The organism is Acidithiobacillus albertensis (assembly GCF_001931655.1).
Taxonomy (GTDB): Bacteria; Pseudomonadota; Gammaproteobacteria; order Acidithiobacillales; family Acidithiobacillaceae; genus Acidithiobacillus; species Acidithiobacillus thiooxidans.
In genome coordinates, this window is sequence record NZ_MOAD01000001.1 from 1501208 (window position 1) to 1516550 (window position 15343).

A 15343-nucleotide genomic window follows, 5' to 3' on the forward strand; every position below is an offset into this window, starting at 1 on the left:
ACGCTTCTCAAGGTGGGGACCAATGCAAAGGGCCATCATATAGACTGTATCATGTTGGCGAACGGACTTTATCAGAATATAAACATAAATACGAGAATAAAATGAGTTAATCGGCAAATTTCGCCGTCAAACCTTCAATCTTATCCACCGTTTCCGGATTCAGCTTCTTCAGAACATCCAACGCAGCAAGATTTTCTTGTAATTGTTCAGGACGAGATGCTCCAAGAATAACTGTACTGACTCTGGGATTATGAGCCACCCAGGCTAAAGCCAATTGTGCGACACTACAATCCAATGAGTGCGCAATTTCCTGCAATTGAGCTACAGCATGATTTTTTTGCTGATCCAGTAATTCTTCCTGTAAAAATGACATATTTTGCATGGCACCACGACTACCATCAGGAATTCCTTCAATATATTTACCTGTCAAAAGTCCTGAGGCCAGCGGACTCCAGGTGGTCAAACCAAGACCTATGTCTTTGTACAATCTGGCATATTCCTTTTCTACACGCTGACGATGGAACAAATGGTACTGTGGCTGCTCCATCACCGGTTTATGCAAATGATGACGCTCGGCGACTTCCCAGGCAGCACGAATTTCATCAGCACTCCACTCACTGGTTCCCCAGTAAAGTGCCTTGCCCTGTTCGATAATGTTATGCATCGCCCAAACTGTTTCCTCAACAGGGGTATGAGGATCAGCGCGATGGCAGAATATAAGATCCAGATAATCCAGTTTCAGACGCTGCAGACTGCCATCAATAGCCTGCATTAAATATTTCCGGTTGAGCGTATTTTGACTGTTGATCCTGGACTGTTTTCCACCAACCGGCTTCAACCCCCAAAAAAACTTACTGGAAATCACAAAATCAAGACGATTCCAGGCTAGTTCTTTCAAAGCGTTACCCATTAACAGCTCACTTTCACCGTTGGCATATACTTCTGCGTTATCGAAAAAATTGACCCCGGCATCCCAGGCCATAGCCATCATTTCGCGAACGCCTGAAGCATCTACCTGGTTATGGAAGGTGACCCAGGAGCCCAAAGAAAACAGACTAACCTTTAAACCGCTGCGGCCGAGATGACGATAAATCATCGAATTGCTTTTTGAATCTGCAGACATCTATTGACTCTCCTTATCAATCAAACACCATGGGCGCTACTGATCCAGCCACCACCAATCAGACGCTCGCCCTGATAACACACCGCCGCCTGACCGGGAGTAATGGCCCGTTGTGCTTCATGAAAGCGGATTTCGGCACGACCATCTTCCTTCAGGAGCAACAGCCCCGGCTCCGGGCGCGAGCGATACCGCAACTTGACGGTCACAGGGTGTTCATCAGAAGCAGAGAGGGGCGTCAGCCAGTTGCAGTCCTGCAAATAGGCCTGAGGCTGATACAACTCATTTTCACTACCGACTCGCACCTGATTACGAACCGGGTCCAGGGCCAGCACGTAGCGCGGCTGGCCATTGCCGCCACCCAGACCTTTGCGCTGTCCTACGGTAAAATTCAGGGTTCCGGAATGATGCCCGATGACTTGACCGCTGCTATCGACCATCTCCCCTTCCTGCTCCATATCAAGGCCGGCATAATCCGCCAGGAAACGCCGATAGTCCCCGTCCGGAACAAAGCAGATATCCTGAGAGTCCTGTTTGGCTGCCACCGGCAAACCGTGCCGCCGGGCGATGGCCCGAACCGCGTCCTTATTCATTTCACCCACCGGAAAACACAACTGTGGCAGCAGATCAGCATTCAGAGCAAACAGAAAATAGGACTGATCTTTGGCTGCGTCCTCACCCCGCAGCAAAGACATCCCGGAAGGGGTTTCCTGAAGACGGGCATAATGACCCGTACCGAGAATCGTCGCCCCCAGCTTTTTCCCTTCTTCCAACAGGGCATCGAACTTGAGAAACTGATTGCAGCGGGCACAGGGATTGGGCGTTCGCCCCGCCTGATATTCTGCCACAAACACATCCACAACCTGCTGGCGAAAAGCCTCGCGATAATCCAGAACCTGATAAGGGATATTGAGCCGGGCACAGACTTCGGCTGCGTCTTCAATATCTTTCTCGTCGCAACAACGACTTTTCGGCCACAGGCGCATGGTAACACCGATCAGGTCATAGCCCTGTTCCTGCATGAGAATCGCAGCTACCGCTGAATCCACACCGCCGGAAAGTGCCACCAATGCCTTGGGCGCCGCCATGTTAATCTGTCCTTAGTCCCGCTCTGCCAGCCAGGCCATCTGGATGGCTTCGAGAACCCCTTCGCTGGACTTTTCAGGATCATCATCAAAATCTGCAAGTTCGACAATCCAGCGATGCAAATCTGTAAATCGGAGCAACTGCACATCCGCATCGGGATGTGCTTCATCCAGCGCGAAAACAATGTCCATGGTATCGCCCCAATGCATCAGTGCCGCTCCTTTTCCAGATTGATGGTGTACTTGGGTATTTCAATGACGAGAGGGGTTTCCGCCACTTTGGCCTGACAACTCAGGCGCGAAGTGGGCTCCAGACCCCAGGCCTTGTCAAGAAGATCCTCCTCTTTTTCTTCGGCTGCTTCGAGGCTGTCAAAACCTTCCCGCAAAATGACATGACAGGTCGTACAGGCACAGGACATTTCACAGGCATGTTCAATCGCTATATGGTTGCGCATGGCCGCAGCAATGATGGTTTCCCCCGGCTCCGCCTCAAACTCCGCCCCTTCGGGGCAAAGTTCAGCATTGGGTAGTACTTGTATTTTAGTCATTCACTCTCCCAGATCATCTATGGAACGGCCGGCAATAGCCCGCCGCAAGGCACTATCCATGCGTCGCTGCACCAGAGGTTCGGCTGCAGCTTCCACAGCCTCGGCGGCTTTACTGATGGCATCTGCATCACTGCCTGCCAGACACTGCTCTAAATGCTGACTGGCGGCATCCAATCGGGCTTTTTCGTCCGCTTGCAGCAAGGCAGCATCTGTCGATAAGGCACCTTGCAAGGCTTCGCGCACCCGTTCCCCTTCTACCCGTGCTTCAGAAAGACGCCGATGCGCTATGTCTTCAGCCCCATGCGCAAAAGAATCCTGGAGCATGCGGGCAATTTCTTCGTCATTGAGGCCAAAACTGGGTTTGACCAGCACCTCAGAACGCACACCTGTACTCGTTTCTTCTGCAGATACCGTTAACAGTCCATCAGCATCCACTTGAAAAGTCACGCGGATCCGGGCAGCTCCGGCTACCATTGGGGGAATCCCGCGCAAACTGAAACGCGCCAGAGAACGACAATCCTGCACCAGATCCCGCTCGCCCTGGAGTACATGAATACTCATGGCCGTCTGGCCGTCCTTGAAGGTCGTGAACTCCTGAGCTTTGGCAGCGGGGATAGGAGTATTTCGGGGAATAATTTTTTCCACCAGCCCGCCCATGGTCTCCAGACCCAAAGAAAGGGGCAGAACATCCATCAACAGTAAATCTTCGCGCTGATTGCCCACCAACGCATCAGCCTGGATGGCCGCTCCCAAAGCCACAACCTGATCAGGATCAATATCAGTTAATACGGGCTGCTGAAAAAATTCGGCCACCAGACGACGCAGGGCCGGAACCCGGGTTGCCCCTCCTACCAGCACCACCCCATCCACATCCGCCACTTTCAGACCTGCATCACGCAGGGCGCGCCGGCAGGCTGGAAGGGTGCGCTGTAAAACAGGCTGAATGAGGGTTTCAAGCTGCTTTCGCGTCAATTGGATGATGCGGGGAGCACCCTGCCCGGAGTCCAGCGTCAGCTCAACCTGCTCCTGATCTGTTAAGGCTTCCTTGGCCTGCCGCGCCTGTTGCAGAACTTGACGACGCCAGAGTGGATCATCCAGATGGATACCGCTCTCCGCCATCAACCATTCAGCGATGGCATGGTCCATGTCATCGCCACCCAGTGCCGTATCGCCGGCAGTTGCCAGCACTTCAAACACTCCCGCCTGCAGGCGTAAAATGGAGATATCAAAAGTGCCGCCGCCGAGGTCATAAATGGCAAAAAGACCTTCACTTTTTTTATCCAGTCCATACGCCACTGCCGCTGCCGTTGGCTCGGCCAGCAGGCGCAAAACATTCAAGCCAGCAAGACGGGCAGCATCTTTGGTCGCCTGCCGCTGCGCCTCATCAAAATAGGCGGGCACGGTAATCACGACACCCTCGGGCTCAGACCCCAGCGTTTCCTCTGCGAGATTTTTCAGAACCTTAAGAATTTCTGCAGAAACCTCAACGGGAGACTTTTCACCCGCACGCGTACGCAGGCGAATCATGCCTTCAGCGGGCACCAGATCGTAGGGTAAGTGCCCGGCCAAAAGCTGGACGTCTTCATGACCACGACCCATAAAACGCTTGACCGAAGCAATAGTGTTATGGGGATCCTGTCCCGCTGCCGCCTGTGCCGGATAACCCACAACCACCTTGTCGTCTTCGCAGTAACGCACCACCGAGGGTAACAAATATTGCCCGTCATGGTTGCGCATGACCGTCGGCAGCGCAGACAAAACAGAAGCTACTAGAGAATGGGTAGTTCCCAGATCAATCCCAATAGCCAGCCGCCGCTGATGCGGATCAGCAGTCATGCCCGGTTCTGCAATTTGCATTAAAGCCATGCTATAGCACCTTGTTTGTTCATGATAAAAAGCTCTGGGTATGGTCCCTGCAAAGCAACTACGCCAGGCTTTATCTTAAAAGTTCGTGTGATGCATCCAAAAACTACAGATTTTGCAAGGACTCTTCGCCACGCTCAATTTCACCCAGGAGTTTGTCCAGAAACTGTAACTCACGCAGTACAGATCCAGCCTCGTCAACCTGTTCGCAGGGCAGATTTTTCAAGAGGATGTGAAGCTTATTTACCGCTTTGGATGAAGCGTCTTCCACTTCTCCAAGCAATTGATCCAACCCGTTCTGGTCCCTGGCTGCGAGCAGATCTTCCAGACGCTCACGATACATCATCTGGGTCATCAGCAGTGACGGATCAGCCACCTTGACCTGTTCACCCAGGGCATCAATTCCCTGACGTTGCAACAAATAGTCCGCACGCTTCAAGGGATCACGCAGTACCGCCAACGCTTCATTCAGCCGGGTACTCCACTCCAGGGAAAAGCGCCGGGTTGCCGCTTCTGCCCGGGCAAAGCGGTCGGGATGCAGGATTTTCTGCAACTGCAATACCTGACTCCGTAATTCCTGCAAATTCAGATCATAGCTTTCCGGCAACCCGACCACATCGAACAGGGACAACTCCGCACGAAAGGGCTGAATAGCTCCACAAGAATGACAAAGTGCGGGGGGAGCATTGAGCTCCGCCCCGCACTGAATGCATACATCTGCCATCAGGTCGTGAAGCTCTCGCCGCAGCCGCAGGAGTCCTTCACATTGGGGTTGTTGAAGCGAAACCCTTCATTCAGGCCTTCACGGGTAAAATCCAGCTCCGTCCCGTCCAGATAAATAAGGCTTTTAGGATCCACGAACAGACTCACGTCGTCATGGGGAAAAACCATATCCTCGGGGTTGGGCGTATCGACAAATTCCATTACATAGGACAGCCCGGAACAGCCGCTGGTTTTGACCCCGATACGAATTCCCAAGCCTTTGCCACGTTTGGCAATGCTTTTTCGTACCTGCTGGACCGCACTTTCCGATAAAGTCAAAGCCATGACCGTATCCTTAATGTGCCACCTGGGCGGCAGCTACTTCAGTTTGACTGGCCTGCCCGGCACCCCGCTTGCTGCGATAGTCTTCCACAGCCGCCTTGATGGCATCTTCCGCCAACACGGAGCAATGGATTTTGACGGGCGGCAGTTCCAGCTCTTCGGCAATATGACTGTTTTTGATCGTCATGGCCTCGTCCAGAGTTTTACCCTTGACCCACTCGGTAACCAGTGAGCTGGAGGCAATGGCCGAACCGCAACCATAGGTCTTGAACTTGGCATCTTCGATAATGCCCTGCTCGTTTACCTTGATCTGCAGACGCATGACGTCTCCACATGCGGGCGCACCTACCATGCCGGTGCCAACCCCACTATCATCCTTGTCCATCGCCCCGACATTCCGGGGATTTTCATAATGATCAATCACTTTTTCGCTGTATGCCATGACTATTCTCCTTACTTGAGGGCCTTAATGTGCGGCCCACTGAATACTGTTAAGATCTATGCCTTCAAGATGCATTTCCCAAAGCGGTGACAACTCCCGCAATTTGCCCACTTTGCCCGCTATCAACTCGATGGTGGCATCAATTTCTGCCTCGGTCGTAAAGCGCCCAATACCGAAACGAATGGAACTATGGGCTAATTCGTCGGATTTACCCAGTGCCCGAAGCACGTAAGACGGCTCCAGACTGGCTGAAGTACAGGCTGAACCGCTGGAAACTGCAATTTCCTTCAGGGCCATGATCAAAGATTCGCCTTCGACAAAGGCAAAACTGATGTTCAGGTTATGCGGAACCCGATGTTCCATGCTGCCATTAATATAGGTTTCCTCAACACGATCCTGGATGCCTTTGAGCAGACGATCGCGCAATTTACCAATTCTTTGGGCATCAGCATCCATCAACTGAACGGCCAGTTCCGCAGCTGCTCCCATACCGACAATCTGGTGCGTGGGCAAAGTACCTGAACGCATACCCCGTTCGTGACCACCACCATGCACCTGAGCTTCCACGCGCACCCGGGGCTTACGCCGGACATATAGTGCACCGATGCCTTTAGGGCCATAAATCTTGTGTCCGGACAGGCTCATCATGTCCGCCTGAATGGCTTCTACATCTACTGGTATCTTACCCAGCGCCTGCACCGCATCCACATGAAAAAGGACCTTGTGCGTCCGCAAAATCCGGCCAATTTCTTCCATGGGCTGGATGACGCCGATTTCATTATTTACGAACAGCACCGAGGCGATGATGGTGTCCGGACGAATGGCGGCTTCGAAAGCCTTCAGATCGACCAGACCATCTTCCTGAACCTCCAGATAAGTGACCTCAAAACCTTCCCGCTCCAACTGACGGCAGGTGTCCAGAGTTGCCTTATGCTCGGTGCGCAGGGTGATAATGTGCTTGCCTTTACCGGAATAAAAATGCGCCGCACCTTTCAAGGCCAGATTAGTGGCCTCTGTTGCGCCGGAGGTCCAGACAATTTCCCGGGGATCCGCATGAAGCGCATCCGCCACCTGCTGACGGGCTTTTTCGACGGCTTTTTCTGCTGTCCAGCCATAAGCATGGGAACGGCTCGCTGCATTGCCAAAATCATGGGTCAAATAAGGCAGCATCTGTTCCAACACCTGTGGGTCTACCGGCGTAGTCGCCTGATAATCCAGATAAATGGGACGATCCGGGTTAATCAGCAAGGGTTTCTTGCTTTCCAGGTCGATAATTTGGGGTTGATTCATTTTCTGCACCTCACGGTATCAAGCGGTATCATGTGTTGCCGCATGCAACGCATGGCGATTTTGCATACGAATCGGCACACCCTGCGCCGATTCTTTTTGTAAATGTCGGGCAACCAGATCACCCAAGGTGATATTCCCGAGAAAACTGGCGATGCGCTCGCCCAATTCTTCCCACAAATCATGAGTCAGGCATTGCTGGCCATCACCCTTGCAGCAGTTTTGCGGTTCGCCACCGCACTGGGTTGTACTGATGGACTCATTAACCGCCTCGACAATCCTGGTCAGGGGAATTTCTGAATCAGGTACAGCCAGCCGATAACCTCCACCTGGCCCACGTACACTTTCAATCAGTCCGAAGCGCCGCATACGTCCAAACAACTGCTCCAGATAAGCCACAGATATTTGCTGACGTTGGCAAACATCCGCCACCGTCACCACGCCATCACTCTGGTGCAGGGCCAAATCCAGCATGGCTGTTACGGCATAGCGGCCTTTCGTCGTCAATTTCATATCAGGTAACCTCTGCTGCACATCCTACTATCTGTACTAATTTAGTCAAGTATTCTGTTTTGAAGTTCCCTGTTCGGCAGAATCCGGCCCTGCTTCCAGAGAACAAGCGATTTCCTCGACCGGCATCAAGGCTTCACGCGGTTGTAATTGTTGTAATCCGGATCTGATCTGGGTGATCTCGGCATCCTGGCGATGCATGTGTTCAAGCATGCATTCTATCGCTCGCGCTACCGGGTCAGGCATCTGCCCAGTCAGTCCATAGGCTTCAAAATTATCCGGGTGTTGTTCCCCTTTATTTACGACCCGGCCGGGAATACCCACCACTGTCGCCCCTGCCGGAACCGATTTGACCACGACCGCATTGGAACCAACCCGAGCCTGATCGCCAACCATAATGGGTCCCAGCACTTTGGCCCCCGCGCCGACAATCACGCCATTACCCAATGTGGGATGACGCTTGCCCGGTTGCCAGGACGTTCCACCCAGGGTAACGCCATGATAAAGCGTACAATCGTCACCAATTTCTGCCGTCTCACCGATCACTACACCCATGCCATGATCAATAAAAAAGCGCTGCCCAATGCAGGCACCAGGATGAATTTCAATGCCCGTCCAAAAACGAGAAAAAGCCGCAAGACTGCGGGCCAGCAAGCGCCAGCGCCGTTTCCATAGCCCATGGGCAAGACGGTGCATAAACAGGGCATGCACACCGGGATAGGTCAGCAGAACCTCAAGACGATTGCGGGCGGCAGGATCACGGGCAAATACGGCATCCAGGTCAGCACGCCAATGACCAGCCATTCGTTATGTTCCTCCAGGTTTTACGAGCCCTTGTCAGACCGCATTAAAGACTATCCCGACCCTTTTTGTCTACTATTCGTCGCCCAGCGCTGTATTTCGGTAAGTATGCCACGCAGAATGTTGACTTCATTAACCGTAGGCCGGGCCCGGTCATAGAGACGACGCAATCGACGCATCATCCGGATGGCACGAATTTCCTGTAAAAAACCACTTTGCCGCAGAACCTGCTCCAGATGATCATAAAAACCTTCCATGTCCTCCATAGGCGCTGCCAGTTCTACGCTGGTTACATCGAGATCAGGGTGCGGCTCCAGATTTGCCTGAAGAGTCGCCATGTGCAGTTCGTATGCCAGAACCTGCACCGCCTGACCAAGATTCAGAGAATGATATAATTCCGCCGTGGGAATATTCACCAGAACCTGACAGTGATCCAGCTCCTCATTGCTGAGCCCCGTGCGCTCACGGCCAAAAACCAGCGCACAATTTCCGTCAGCAAGTTCCGCAACCATTTCCACAGCCGCCTCGCGGGCATCCAATACGGGCCACTGAATGCGGCGATCCCGGGCACTGGTTCCATAGACCTTGTGGCAGCCCTGCAAGGCTGCAGCCAGATCTGCTGTGACTTGCGCCCGTTCAAGAATATCCTCGGCACCTGATGCCAGTGCTGTCGCTTCAGGATGAGGAAAAAAACGTGGATTCACCAGGACCAGGTGTTGCAGTCCCATCACTTTCATGGCGCGGGCAGTAGCGCCAATATTGCCCGGATGGCTGGTTTCCACCAGAACCACCCGCAGCCCCTCCAAAAATTTTGTACTCAAGCTAGCTTACTCCTGATCGCGCACTGATTAGTTTTATGCGCAGCGCTATTCGTGCGGTCATTGCCGTTCTCCTTTATACTGGACCCAATTTGTTTTGCCATAGGGTTCCCATGCAGCATCCCATACTTGTTACCGCTATCCGTGCCGCCCGTAAAGCCGGCGATATCATCAATCGCAGTTTTGCCCGGGTCAATGAAATCACCATCACCAGCAAAGCGCACAATGACTTTGTGACCGACGTGGATCAACGCGCCGAGGCCGCCATTGTCGAAATCATCCGCCGCGCCTACCCGGATCATGGCATTCTGGCCGAAGAGGGCAACCGGATTCCTGACAAGGATTTTGAATGGATTATCGATCCTCTCGACGGCACCACCAATTTTATTCATGGCATGCCACAGCTCTGTGTATCCATTGGCATTAAACATTTTGACCGGCTGGAACATGCAGTTATTTACAATCCCATCCACGATGAGCTGTTTACCGCCACGCGCGGCGGCGGCGCCCATCTCAATGATCGCCGCCTGCGCATTGCCCAACGCAAAGATCTGGATGGTGCGCTTCTGGGTACCGGATTTCCTTTTCGGGATTTTTCCTATCTGGATACCTATCTTGCCACCTTCAAGGCCTTCATGCTGAAAACTGCAGGGATTCGTCGCCCAGGGTCTGCCGCTCTGGATCTGGCTTATGTGGCCGCTGGCCGTTATGACGGCTTCTGGGAATTCAACCTCAAACCCTGGGATCTGGCAGCGGGAGCACTGCTGGTTCAGGAGGCCGGTGGGGTCGCCACCGACTTTACGGGGGACCAGGGATTTCTGGAAAATGGCAACATCGTGGCGGGCAATCTGCGCGTACATGCGCAGATGCTCCACATCATCAGCCAGGAAATCAACAAGCCCAAGGTCTGAAAACCCGCAGCTCGGGCGCGGCGTTTTACTGCCCTGCCAGTGACTTTGATCCGGCCCAGTGCCGGGCAAACTGGCGGGCTACCCGCCCGCTGCGGGAGCCACGCTGCAGTGCCCAGCGCAAGGCTTCCTCCTGCCATTGTTCAGGATCCGCCGGCATATTCAGACGCCGCAAATGGATGGCACAAATATCCAGATACATGGTCTGATCAAAGGGATAAAAACCCAGCCACAATCCAAAACGCTCAGATAAACTGATTTTTTCCTCCGCTGTTTCTCCCGCAATAATCTCATCACCATGACGGTGATATTCTTCATTGTCGGAAAAATGCCGGGGCATGAGATGACGCCTGTTACTGGTGGCATACAAAAGCACATTATCGGGCCGCGCCTCCACACCGCCATCGAGCAGTGATTTGAGGGCCTTGTAGCCAGGATCGTCAGAACCAAAAGACAAATCATCACAAAACAGGGCAAAGTGATAACGTTGTTCGGGATCAGCAGCCTGCAGGGCGGCCAGTATTTCCGGCAAATCGAGAATGCCATCCGCGTCTATTTCAATCAGACGCAAGCCCTGATCCGCATAACGACGTAGCAAGGCTTTGACCAGGGAAGACTTTCCCGTTCCCCTTCCGCCCCAGAGCAGGGCGTCATTGGCCGGGAATCCGGCCACAAACTGCCGGGTATTCAGTTCCAGGGCCGCCTTGGTTTCGTCAATACCCAACAACTCATCCATATCCGGCAAATCCACCCGGCTGACGGCCTCCAGACGCCCACCCAGTGGCAAATGTCGCCAACGCGCAGCCTTGATGCTGGCGAAATCCGGCAAGGGATGATCACTGCTATCCCCCAGCAGCGCTGCTAAACTTTGAAGCAAATGCTGACGTTCCACTGTCCATAAACTCCTTTCTGTGATTAGATAGCCAGGTTCCACTCTATATTACTGCGTCCCGTCATGAAACTGCTTACCGACTTTCTGCCCATTATCCTCTTTTTTGTAGCGTATAAGATTCATGGTATTTATACGGCTACAGAAGTGCTGATTGTTGCCGCCATTGTGCTCATGGCCTGGCAGTGGTGGCGCCGTGGTCGTATTGAGACAATGACCTGGGTCTCTACGCTGCTGATTCTGATTTTCGGTGGCCTGACTCTCTATTTTCATAATGACACCTTCATCAAGGTCAAACCCAGCATCCTCTATCTGCTTTTTGCCGGAGTCCTGTTGTTTACCCATTGGCGGGATCAGCCACTGCTCGAGCGCCTGATGGGTAGTCAACTGCCAGCTACCCTACCGCAGTCTTTCTGGAAACGCCTCAATATCTACTGGATCACGTTTTTTATTTTTGGCGCGGTCCTGAATCTGGTGGTGGCCTACAGTTTTTCGACGAGTATCTGGGTAGACTTCAAGCTTTTCGGTATGCTCGGCATTACCATCATTTTTGTGCTGTTCCAGGCCGTGGTCATTTCCCGGGCACTTCCCCAGGAAATTAAAGGCAGTGACTCGTGAACGCCGATGCTGGAAACACCGATACCGCTCATTCATTGACAGGACAAGCTTATGTATTACTGCATCATTGGCACTGATAATCCGAATTCCCTGAGCAAGCGCCAAAACGCCCGGGGTGATCATCTGGCGCGCCTGCATCAGTTGCAATCCGAAGGGCGACTGCTGACAGCGGGCCCTTTCCCAGCTGCTGATACGGAAGAACCCGGCGAAGCGGGATTTACCGGTAGCCTGATTATCGCCCGTTTTAATTCTCTGGAAGAAGCGCATGCCTGGGCGGCCGCCGAACCCTATCTCAGTGCTGGCGTCTACGCAGATGTCAGTGTTCGTCCCTATAAAGGAGTGTTTTTACCATGAACAAGCAAGTGCTTGAACAACTCATTGAAGATGCCCTTCATCCCGAATTTCTGGAAATCAAGGATCGTAGTGAGGCCCACAGTTCCCACGAGCAGTCCGACGGTGGCGGTCACTACGAGTTGCGTATTGTCTGCCATCAGTTCGAAGGTATGGCGCCCCTCGCCCGTCACCGGCTGGTCAACGCGGCGACAGAGTCAGTACGGGAAAAAATTCATGCTTTGGCCGTCAAGGCTTATACCCCCGAAGAATTTGCCGCGCTGAACAAACCCAGAACCCGGCGCCCGACCATCTCACTGAATACCCAGTAACATACCGGACAGCCATCATTGCTGACTGACAATAACTGCCTTGCGCTCGATATTGCAGGAACAAAATATGCCTGCTGATAGTTTCGTCCGCAGTTTTCGCGAATCTTCTCCCTATATCCACCGCTTCCGGGGGCAGACTTTCGTCATCAATTTTGGTGGTAATGCCATTGCCGATGGCAGCATTCGCGGTCTGGCCCATGACATTGCCCTGCTCAACAGCCTGGGGATTAACGTGGTGCTGGTTCATGGCGCCGGACCGCAAATCGATGCGGCTCTGCAGGTTCATGGCTTACAAACGCAACGCGTCAATGGTAAGCGCATTACCAGCCCCGAAGCCATGCAGGTACTGCGGGAAGCGGTAGGCGGCGCACGCCTGGTGGTGGAAGCAGCTTTGTCTGAAGGACAAATGGGCTCACCCATGGCACATGCCGGACTTCAGGTGGTCAGCGGTAATTTCATCATTGCCCAGCCTTTGGGTATTCTCGACGGGGTGGATTACCAAAGTACCGGGCAAGTACGGCGGGTGGCCAATGAGGCCATGGAACGGCATCTGGCTGCTGATGAAATTGTCCTGCTTTCACCCATCGGTGTTTCTCCTACTGGAACCCTGTTCAATATCCGTGCTGAAGAAGTAGCCGTAGCTGCAGCCATTGCTTTGGGTGCGGCAAAACTGGTTTTTTACATGGACGAGGACGGCATTCTGGATGGAGATGGAGAACTTCTGCGGCAACTGACCTCTTCGGAAATTCCGGGCTTGCTGGACCGTCAAAATATTTCGGCCGATGCCCGCGAGCATCTGCTGAGTGCCGGAGCAGCCTGTGCCCGGGGCGTAGAACGTGTTCATCTGATTTCCCGGCATGTGGATGGTGCCCTGCTCCGCGAACTGTTTACCCGTGATGGCCTGGGCACGCTGATATCCAGGGATTCCTTTGAACATATGCGGATGGCCACGGTCGCCGACATTCCCGGCATTCTCGCTTTGATCCGGCCTCTGGAAGAAAAAGGGATTCTGGTCAAACGCAGTCGTGAGCGCCTGGAAATGGAAGCAGATCATTTTGTGGTGATGGAACGGGACGGCAAGATTATTGGCTGCGCGGCCGTGTATCCTTATCCCGATCAGGGCATGGCGGAGGTCGCCTGTCTGGCGGTGGACAGCCGTTATCGTCGCCAGGGACGCGGTGAGCGGCTGATGGCGTTTTGTGAGAACTGGGCCAGAGAACGGCAATTGTCACAGATTTTTGTGTTGAGCACCCAAACTACCCACTGGTTTCTGGAGCGTAAATTCCGCCAGGGAAGCCTGGAGGAACTTCCTGTTCCACGGCAGCAACTCTATAATTTTCAACGTCGTAGTCAGGTTTTTTTTCAGATTCTCTGAGAAAACTGATTTAAGGCGTGGTCTCCTCCAGAACTTCCGGTTCGACTGCTTCCTCCGCTTCCCGAGTCTCTGCAAAATGCAGTTCTTCGCCGCGATCCAGGCTGTGTCGTTCGGGTTGTTTGCTCATGCCGCCACTACGTCCATCATAGCGATTGACCACCGTACAGCGTCGGGCAATAAATCCACCTTTTTCGGTTTCACTGGGCTCAATGTCAAATTCCAGAATAATATCCCGACTGGGGAGTTCGTCCGTATCCAGCTCGCGGGGCAAGTCGGAAATATGCACAAAAGCCGATTCGTAGGGAGAGTCCTCATGACGCGTATCGGTCACCCAGAGTCGGGCGGAGATATTGGTCAGAAAACGGATAAAACCAAAACCGCGCTCGGCTTCCCAACGAATACAAATACCACGAATACGCGAGCCCATTTCTCCCCATGGGACGCGCACATCGCCCCGGGTCGGGAGCAAACCGGGCACCAAATAGCCCGAATAAAAAGCATCAGCCTCGTGCTGCAATTCTCTGGAAACATTGCGAAATGCCAACACTTCCACGCGGCAACCCTTGTTTTGCAGCGCCCTGACTACCTGTAGAAAATCACCATCTCCGGTCACCAGCAACAGCTGATCCAGTCGTTCGGACTGAAGCATGACATCCACCGCCAGATCCAGGTCGGCATTAGCTTTTGAAACCCGATTACCCTCATCATCCACAAACCAGCGCACGGGCTTTTCAATGATTTTCCAACCCAGATCACGAACCGCCTGTTGGTAACTGCGGATACCTTCCCGGTACTCACGGTCACTTTTCATGCGTTCCCCATCCACGGCCATATAGGTATTCAGGCGCAGCAGGCGCGCCTGATCTTCACGCGCAGCGAAACGCCGCAATACGTCATAACGCATGGAATAGCCACCGTTATAGCGCACATTTTCCGCATCTACATAAACACCAATATGTAATTCACCAGTACTCATGAATAATCAGGACTCCAGAATGGCACCATTGGCCGCATTGGTAACCAGCTTGCGATAGCGCCGCAACCAGGAAGACGATAAAGGTTTCTCAACGGGCACCCAATGCTTGCGCCGCTCGGCAAGCTCTTCATCACTCAAATCGACATGAATTTTACCATTGTCCAGGTCCAGCGAGATGATATCACCGGCTTTCAGCAAACCAATCGGCCCGCCTTCAGCCGCTTCAGGAGAAATATGACCAATACAGGCACCACGAGTGGCCCCGCTGAAACGACCATCAGTAATCAGGGCCACGCTTTCACCCAGTCCCATGCCCATGATATTGGCGGTTGGCGTCAGCATTTCCGGCATGCCGGGACCACCTTTGGGTCCTTCATAGCGGATAACCACCACATCG

19 protein-coding genes and 1 pseudogene are annotated in these 15343 nt (G+C 53.2%); 5 read left to right on the forward strand and 15 right to left on the reverse strand.

Annotation, left to right across the window (positions count from 1 at the left end; all coding sequences use genetic code 11):
• Nucleotides 1-106: 106 nt before the first annotated feature.
• The 12 genes from BLW97_RS07710 to BLW97_RS07765 form a co-directional block, all read right to left on the reverse strand.
• Entirely contained in the window at nucleotides 107-1123 is a 1017-nt protein-coding gene (locus tag BLW97_RS07710; protein WP_242947757.1) for a potassium channel beta subunit family protein, read from the reverse strand.
• Between the two features lie 20 nt (nucleotides 1124-1143).
• Complete coding sequence (mnmA, locus tag BLW97_RS07715) at nucleotides 1144-2208, reverse strand: tRNA 2-thiouridine(34) synthase MnmA (protein WP_075322848.1); 1065 nt, start codon at nucleotides 2206-2208, stop codon at nucleotides 1144-1146.
• Between the two features lie 12 nt (nucleotides 2209-2220).
• Nucleotides 2221-2415 (reverse strand): Fe-S cluster assembly protein IscX, encoded by a 195-nt coding sequence (gene iscX, locus BLW97_RS07720; protein ID WP_010638760.1) that lies wholly within the window; start codon nucleotides 2413-2415, stop codon nucleotides 2221-2223.
• Nucleotides 2415-2753, reverse strand: a complete 339-nt coding sequence (gene fdx, locus BLW97_RS07725; RefSeq protein WP_075322849.1) for an ISC system 2Fe-2S type ferredoxin — start codon at nucleotides 2751-2753, stop codon at nucleotides 2415-2417. The genes iscX and fdx overlap by 1 nt, the downstream gene beginning before the upstream one ends.
• Nucleotides 2754-4619 carry a Fe-S protein assembly chaperone HscA gene (gene hscA, locus BLW97_RS07730; RefSeq protein ID WP_075322850.1) on the reverse strand — a complete coding sequence of 622 codons (1866 nt, stop codon included), beginning with the start codon at nucleotides 4617-4619 and terminating at the stop codon, nucleotides 2754-2756. It lies immediately after the preceding gene.
• Between the two features lie 103 nt (nucleotides 4620-4722).
• Entirely contained in the window at nucleotides 4723-5340 is a 618-nt protein-coding gene (gene hscB, locus BLW97_RS07735; protein WP_075322851.1) for a Fe-S protein assembly co-chaperone HscB, read from the reverse strand.
• Nucleotides 5340-5663 (reverse strand): iron-sulfur cluster assembly protein IscA, encoded by a 324-nt coding sequence (gene iscA, locus BLW97_RS07740; protein ID WP_010638753.1) that lies wholly within the window; start codon nucleotides 5661-5663, stop codon nucleotides 5340-5342. Before iscA ends, hscB begins: the two co-directional genes overlap by 1 nt.
• Nucleotides 5664-5673: 10 nt before the next feature.
• Nucleotides 5674-6102: a Fe-S cluster assembly scaffold IscU gene (gene iscU / locus BLW97_RS07745; protein ID WP_010638752.1), complete on the reverse strand. Its 429-nt coding sequence runs from the start codon at nucleotides 6100-6102 to the stop codon at nucleotides 5674-5676.
• Nucleotides 6103-6126: 24 nt separating this feature from the next.
• Nucleotides 6127-7392 (reverse strand): IscS subfamily cysteine desulfurase, encoded by a 1266-nt coding sequence (locus tag BLW97_RS07750; protein WP_077218310.1) that lies wholly within the window; start codon nucleotides 7390-7392, stop codon nucleotides 6127-6129.
• 18 nt (nucleotides 7393-7410) lie between these two features.
• Nucleotides 7411-7902, reverse strand: coding sequence for an Rrf2 family transcriptional regulator (locus BLW97_RS07755; protein ID WP_010638749.1), 492 nt, complete (start codon nucleotides 7900-7902; stop codon nucleotides 7411-7413).
• Nucleotides 7903-7947: 45 nt separating this feature from the next.
• The gene (cysE, locus tag BLW97_RS07760) at nucleotides 7948-8703 is read right to left on the reverse strand and encodes a serine O-acetyltransferase (RefSeq protein WP_024893509.1); all 756 of its coding nucleotides are present in this window, start codon (nucleotides 8701-8703) and stop codon (nucleotides 7948-7950) included.
• 50 nt (nucleotides 8704-8753) lie between these two features.
• The gene (locus BLW97_RS07765) at nucleotides 8754-9521 is read right to left on the reverse strand and encodes an RNA methyltransferase (RefSeq protein ID WP_075322852.1); all 768 of its coding nucleotides are present in this window, start codon (nucleotides 9519-9521) and stop codon (nucleotides 8754-8756) included.
• Between the two features lie 110 nt (nucleotides 9522-9631).
• Between BLW97_RS07765 and BLW97_RS07770 the strand changes: the two genes are divergently transcribed.
• Entirely contained in the window at nucleotides 9632-10429 is a 798-nt protein-coding gene (locus tag BLW97_RS07770) for an inositol monophosphatase family protein (RefSeq protein WP_065974519.1), read from the forward strand.
• 25 nt (nucleotides 10430-10454) lie between these two features.
• Here BLW97_RS07770 and BLW97_RS07775 read toward each other — a convergent pair whose 3' ends face one another.
• On the reverse strand, nucleotides 10455-11318 hold the full coding sequence (locus BLW97_RS07775) for an ATP-binding protein (protein ID WP_075322853.1): 864 nt from the start codon (nucleotides 11316-11318) through the stop codon (nucleotides 10455-10457).
• A gap of 63 nt (nucleotides 11319-11381) precedes the next feature.
• Here BLW97_RS07775 and BLW97_RS07780 point away from each other — a divergent pair, with 63 nt between their 5' ends.
• The 4 genes from BLW97_RS07780 (at nucleotide 11382) to argA (ending at nucleotide 13970) form a co-directional block, all read left to right on the forward strand.
• Nucleotides 11382-11933: a septation protein A gene (locus tag BLW97_RS07780; RefSeq protein ID WP_075322854.1), complete on the forward strand. Its 552-nt coding sequence runs from the start codon at nucleotides 11382-11384 to the stop codon at nucleotides 11931-11933.
• Nucleotides 11934-11984: 51 nt separating this feature from the next.
• Nucleotides 11985-12287 carry a YciI family protein gene (locus BLW97_RS07785; protein WP_024893514.1) on the forward strand — a complete coding sequence of 101 codons (303 nt, stop codon included), beginning with the start codon at nucleotides 11985-11987 and terminating at the stop codon, nucleotides 12285-12287.
• Nucleotides 12284-12595 (forward strand): BolA family protein, encoded by a 312-nt coding sequence (locus BLW97_RS07790; RefSeq protein ID WP_075322855.1) that lies wholly within the window; start codon nucleotides 12284-12286, stop codon nucleotides 12593-12595. The genes BLW97_RS07785 and BLW97_RS07790 overlap by 4 nt, the downstream gene beginning before the upstream one ends.
• A 67-nt stretch (nucleotides 12596-12662) precedes the next feature.
• Entirely contained in the window at nucleotides 12663-13970 is a 1308-nt protein-coding gene (gene argA / locus BLW97_RS07795; protein ID WP_024893516.1) for an amino-acid N-acetyltransferase, read from the forward strand.
• 10 nt (nucleotides 13971-13980) lie between these two features.
• Here argA and BLW97_RS07800 read toward each other — a convergent pair whose 3' ends face one another.
• Together BLW97_RS07800 and BLW97_RS07805 are read right to left on the reverse strand one after the other, a co-directional pair.
• The gene (locus tag BLW97_RS07800) at nucleotides 13981-14946 is read right to left on the reverse strand and encodes a LabA-like NYN domain-containing protein (RefSeq protein ID WP_075322856.1); all 966 of its coding nucleotides are present in this window, start codon (nucleotides 14944-14946) and stop codon (nucleotides 13981-13983) included.
• Between the two features lie 6 nt (nucleotides 14947-14952).
• Nucleotides 14953-15343 (reverse strand): annotated as a pseudogene (locus tag BLW97_RS07805) (dihydroxy-acid dehydratase); the annotation flags it as partial.

Bases quoted from the DNA above. Each gene is read 5' to 3' on its own strand.
- iscA (WP_010638753.1), bottom strand. From the start codon at position 5,663: ATGGCTTTGACTTTATCGGAAAGTGCGGTCCAGCAGGTACGAAAAAGC.
- iscU (WP_010638752.1), bottom strand. From the start codon at position 6,102: ATGGCATACAGCGAAAAAGTGATTGATCATTATGAAAATCCCCGGAAT.
- BLW97_RS07710 (WP_242947757.1), bottom strand. From the start codon at position 1,123: ATGTCTGCAGATTCAAAAAGCAATTCGATGATTTATCGTCATCTCGGC.
- iscX (WP_010638760.1), bottom strand. From the start codon at position 2,415: ATGCATTGGGGCGATACCATGGACATTGTTTTCGCGCTGGATGAAGCA.
- argA (WP_024893516.1), top strand. From the start codon at position 12,663: ATGCCTGCTGATAGTTTCGTCCGCAGTTTTCGCGAATCTTCTCCCTAT.
- BLW97_RS07780 (WP_075322854.1), top strand. From the start codon at position 11,382: ATGAAACTGCTTACCGACTTTCTGCCCATTATCCTCTTTTTTGTAGCG.
- BLW97_RS07750 (WP_077218310.1), bottom strand. From the start codon at position 7,392: ATGAATCAACCCCAAATTATCGACCTGGAAAGCAAGAAACCCTTGCTG.
- BLW97_RS07770 (WP_065974519.1), top strand. From the start codon at position 9,632: ATGCAGCATCCCATACTTGTTACCGCTATCCGTGCCGCCCGTAAAGCC.
- cysE (WP_024893509.1), bottom strand. From the start codon at position 8,703: ATGGCTGGTCATTGGCGTGCTGACCTGGATGCCGTATTTGCCCGTGAT.
- BLW97_RS07800 (WP_075322856.1), bottom strand. From the start codon at position 14,946: ATGAGTACTGGTGAATTACATATTGGTGTTTATGTAGATGCGGAAAAT.
- BLW97_RS07785 (WP_024893514.1), top strand. From the start codon at position 11,985: ATGTATTACTGCATCATTGGCACTGATAATCCGAATTCCCTGAGCAAG.
- BLW97_RS07790 (WP_075322855.1), top strand. From the start codon at position 12,284: ATGAACAAGCAAGTGCTTGAACAACTCATTGAAGATGCCCTTCATCCC.
- hscA (WP_075322850.1), bottom strand. From the start codon at position 4,619: ATGGCTTTAATGCAAATTGCAGAACCGGGCATGACTGCTGATCCGCAT.
- mnmA (WP_075322848.1), bottom strand. From the start codon at position 2,208: ATGGCGGCGCCCAAGGCATTGGTGGCACTTTCCGGCGGTGTGGATTCA.
- fdx (WP_075322849.1), bottom strand. From the start codon at position 2,753: ATGACTAAAATACAAGTACTACCCAATGCTGAACTTTGCCCCGAAGGG.
- BLW97_RS07755 (WP_010638749.1), bottom strand. From the start codon at position 7,902: ATGAAATTGACGACGAAAGGCCGCTATGCCGTAACAGCCATGCTGGAT.
- hscB (WP_075322851.1), bottom strand. From the start codon at position 5,340: ATGGCAGATGTATGCATTCAGTGCGGGGCGGAGCTCAATGCTCCCCCC.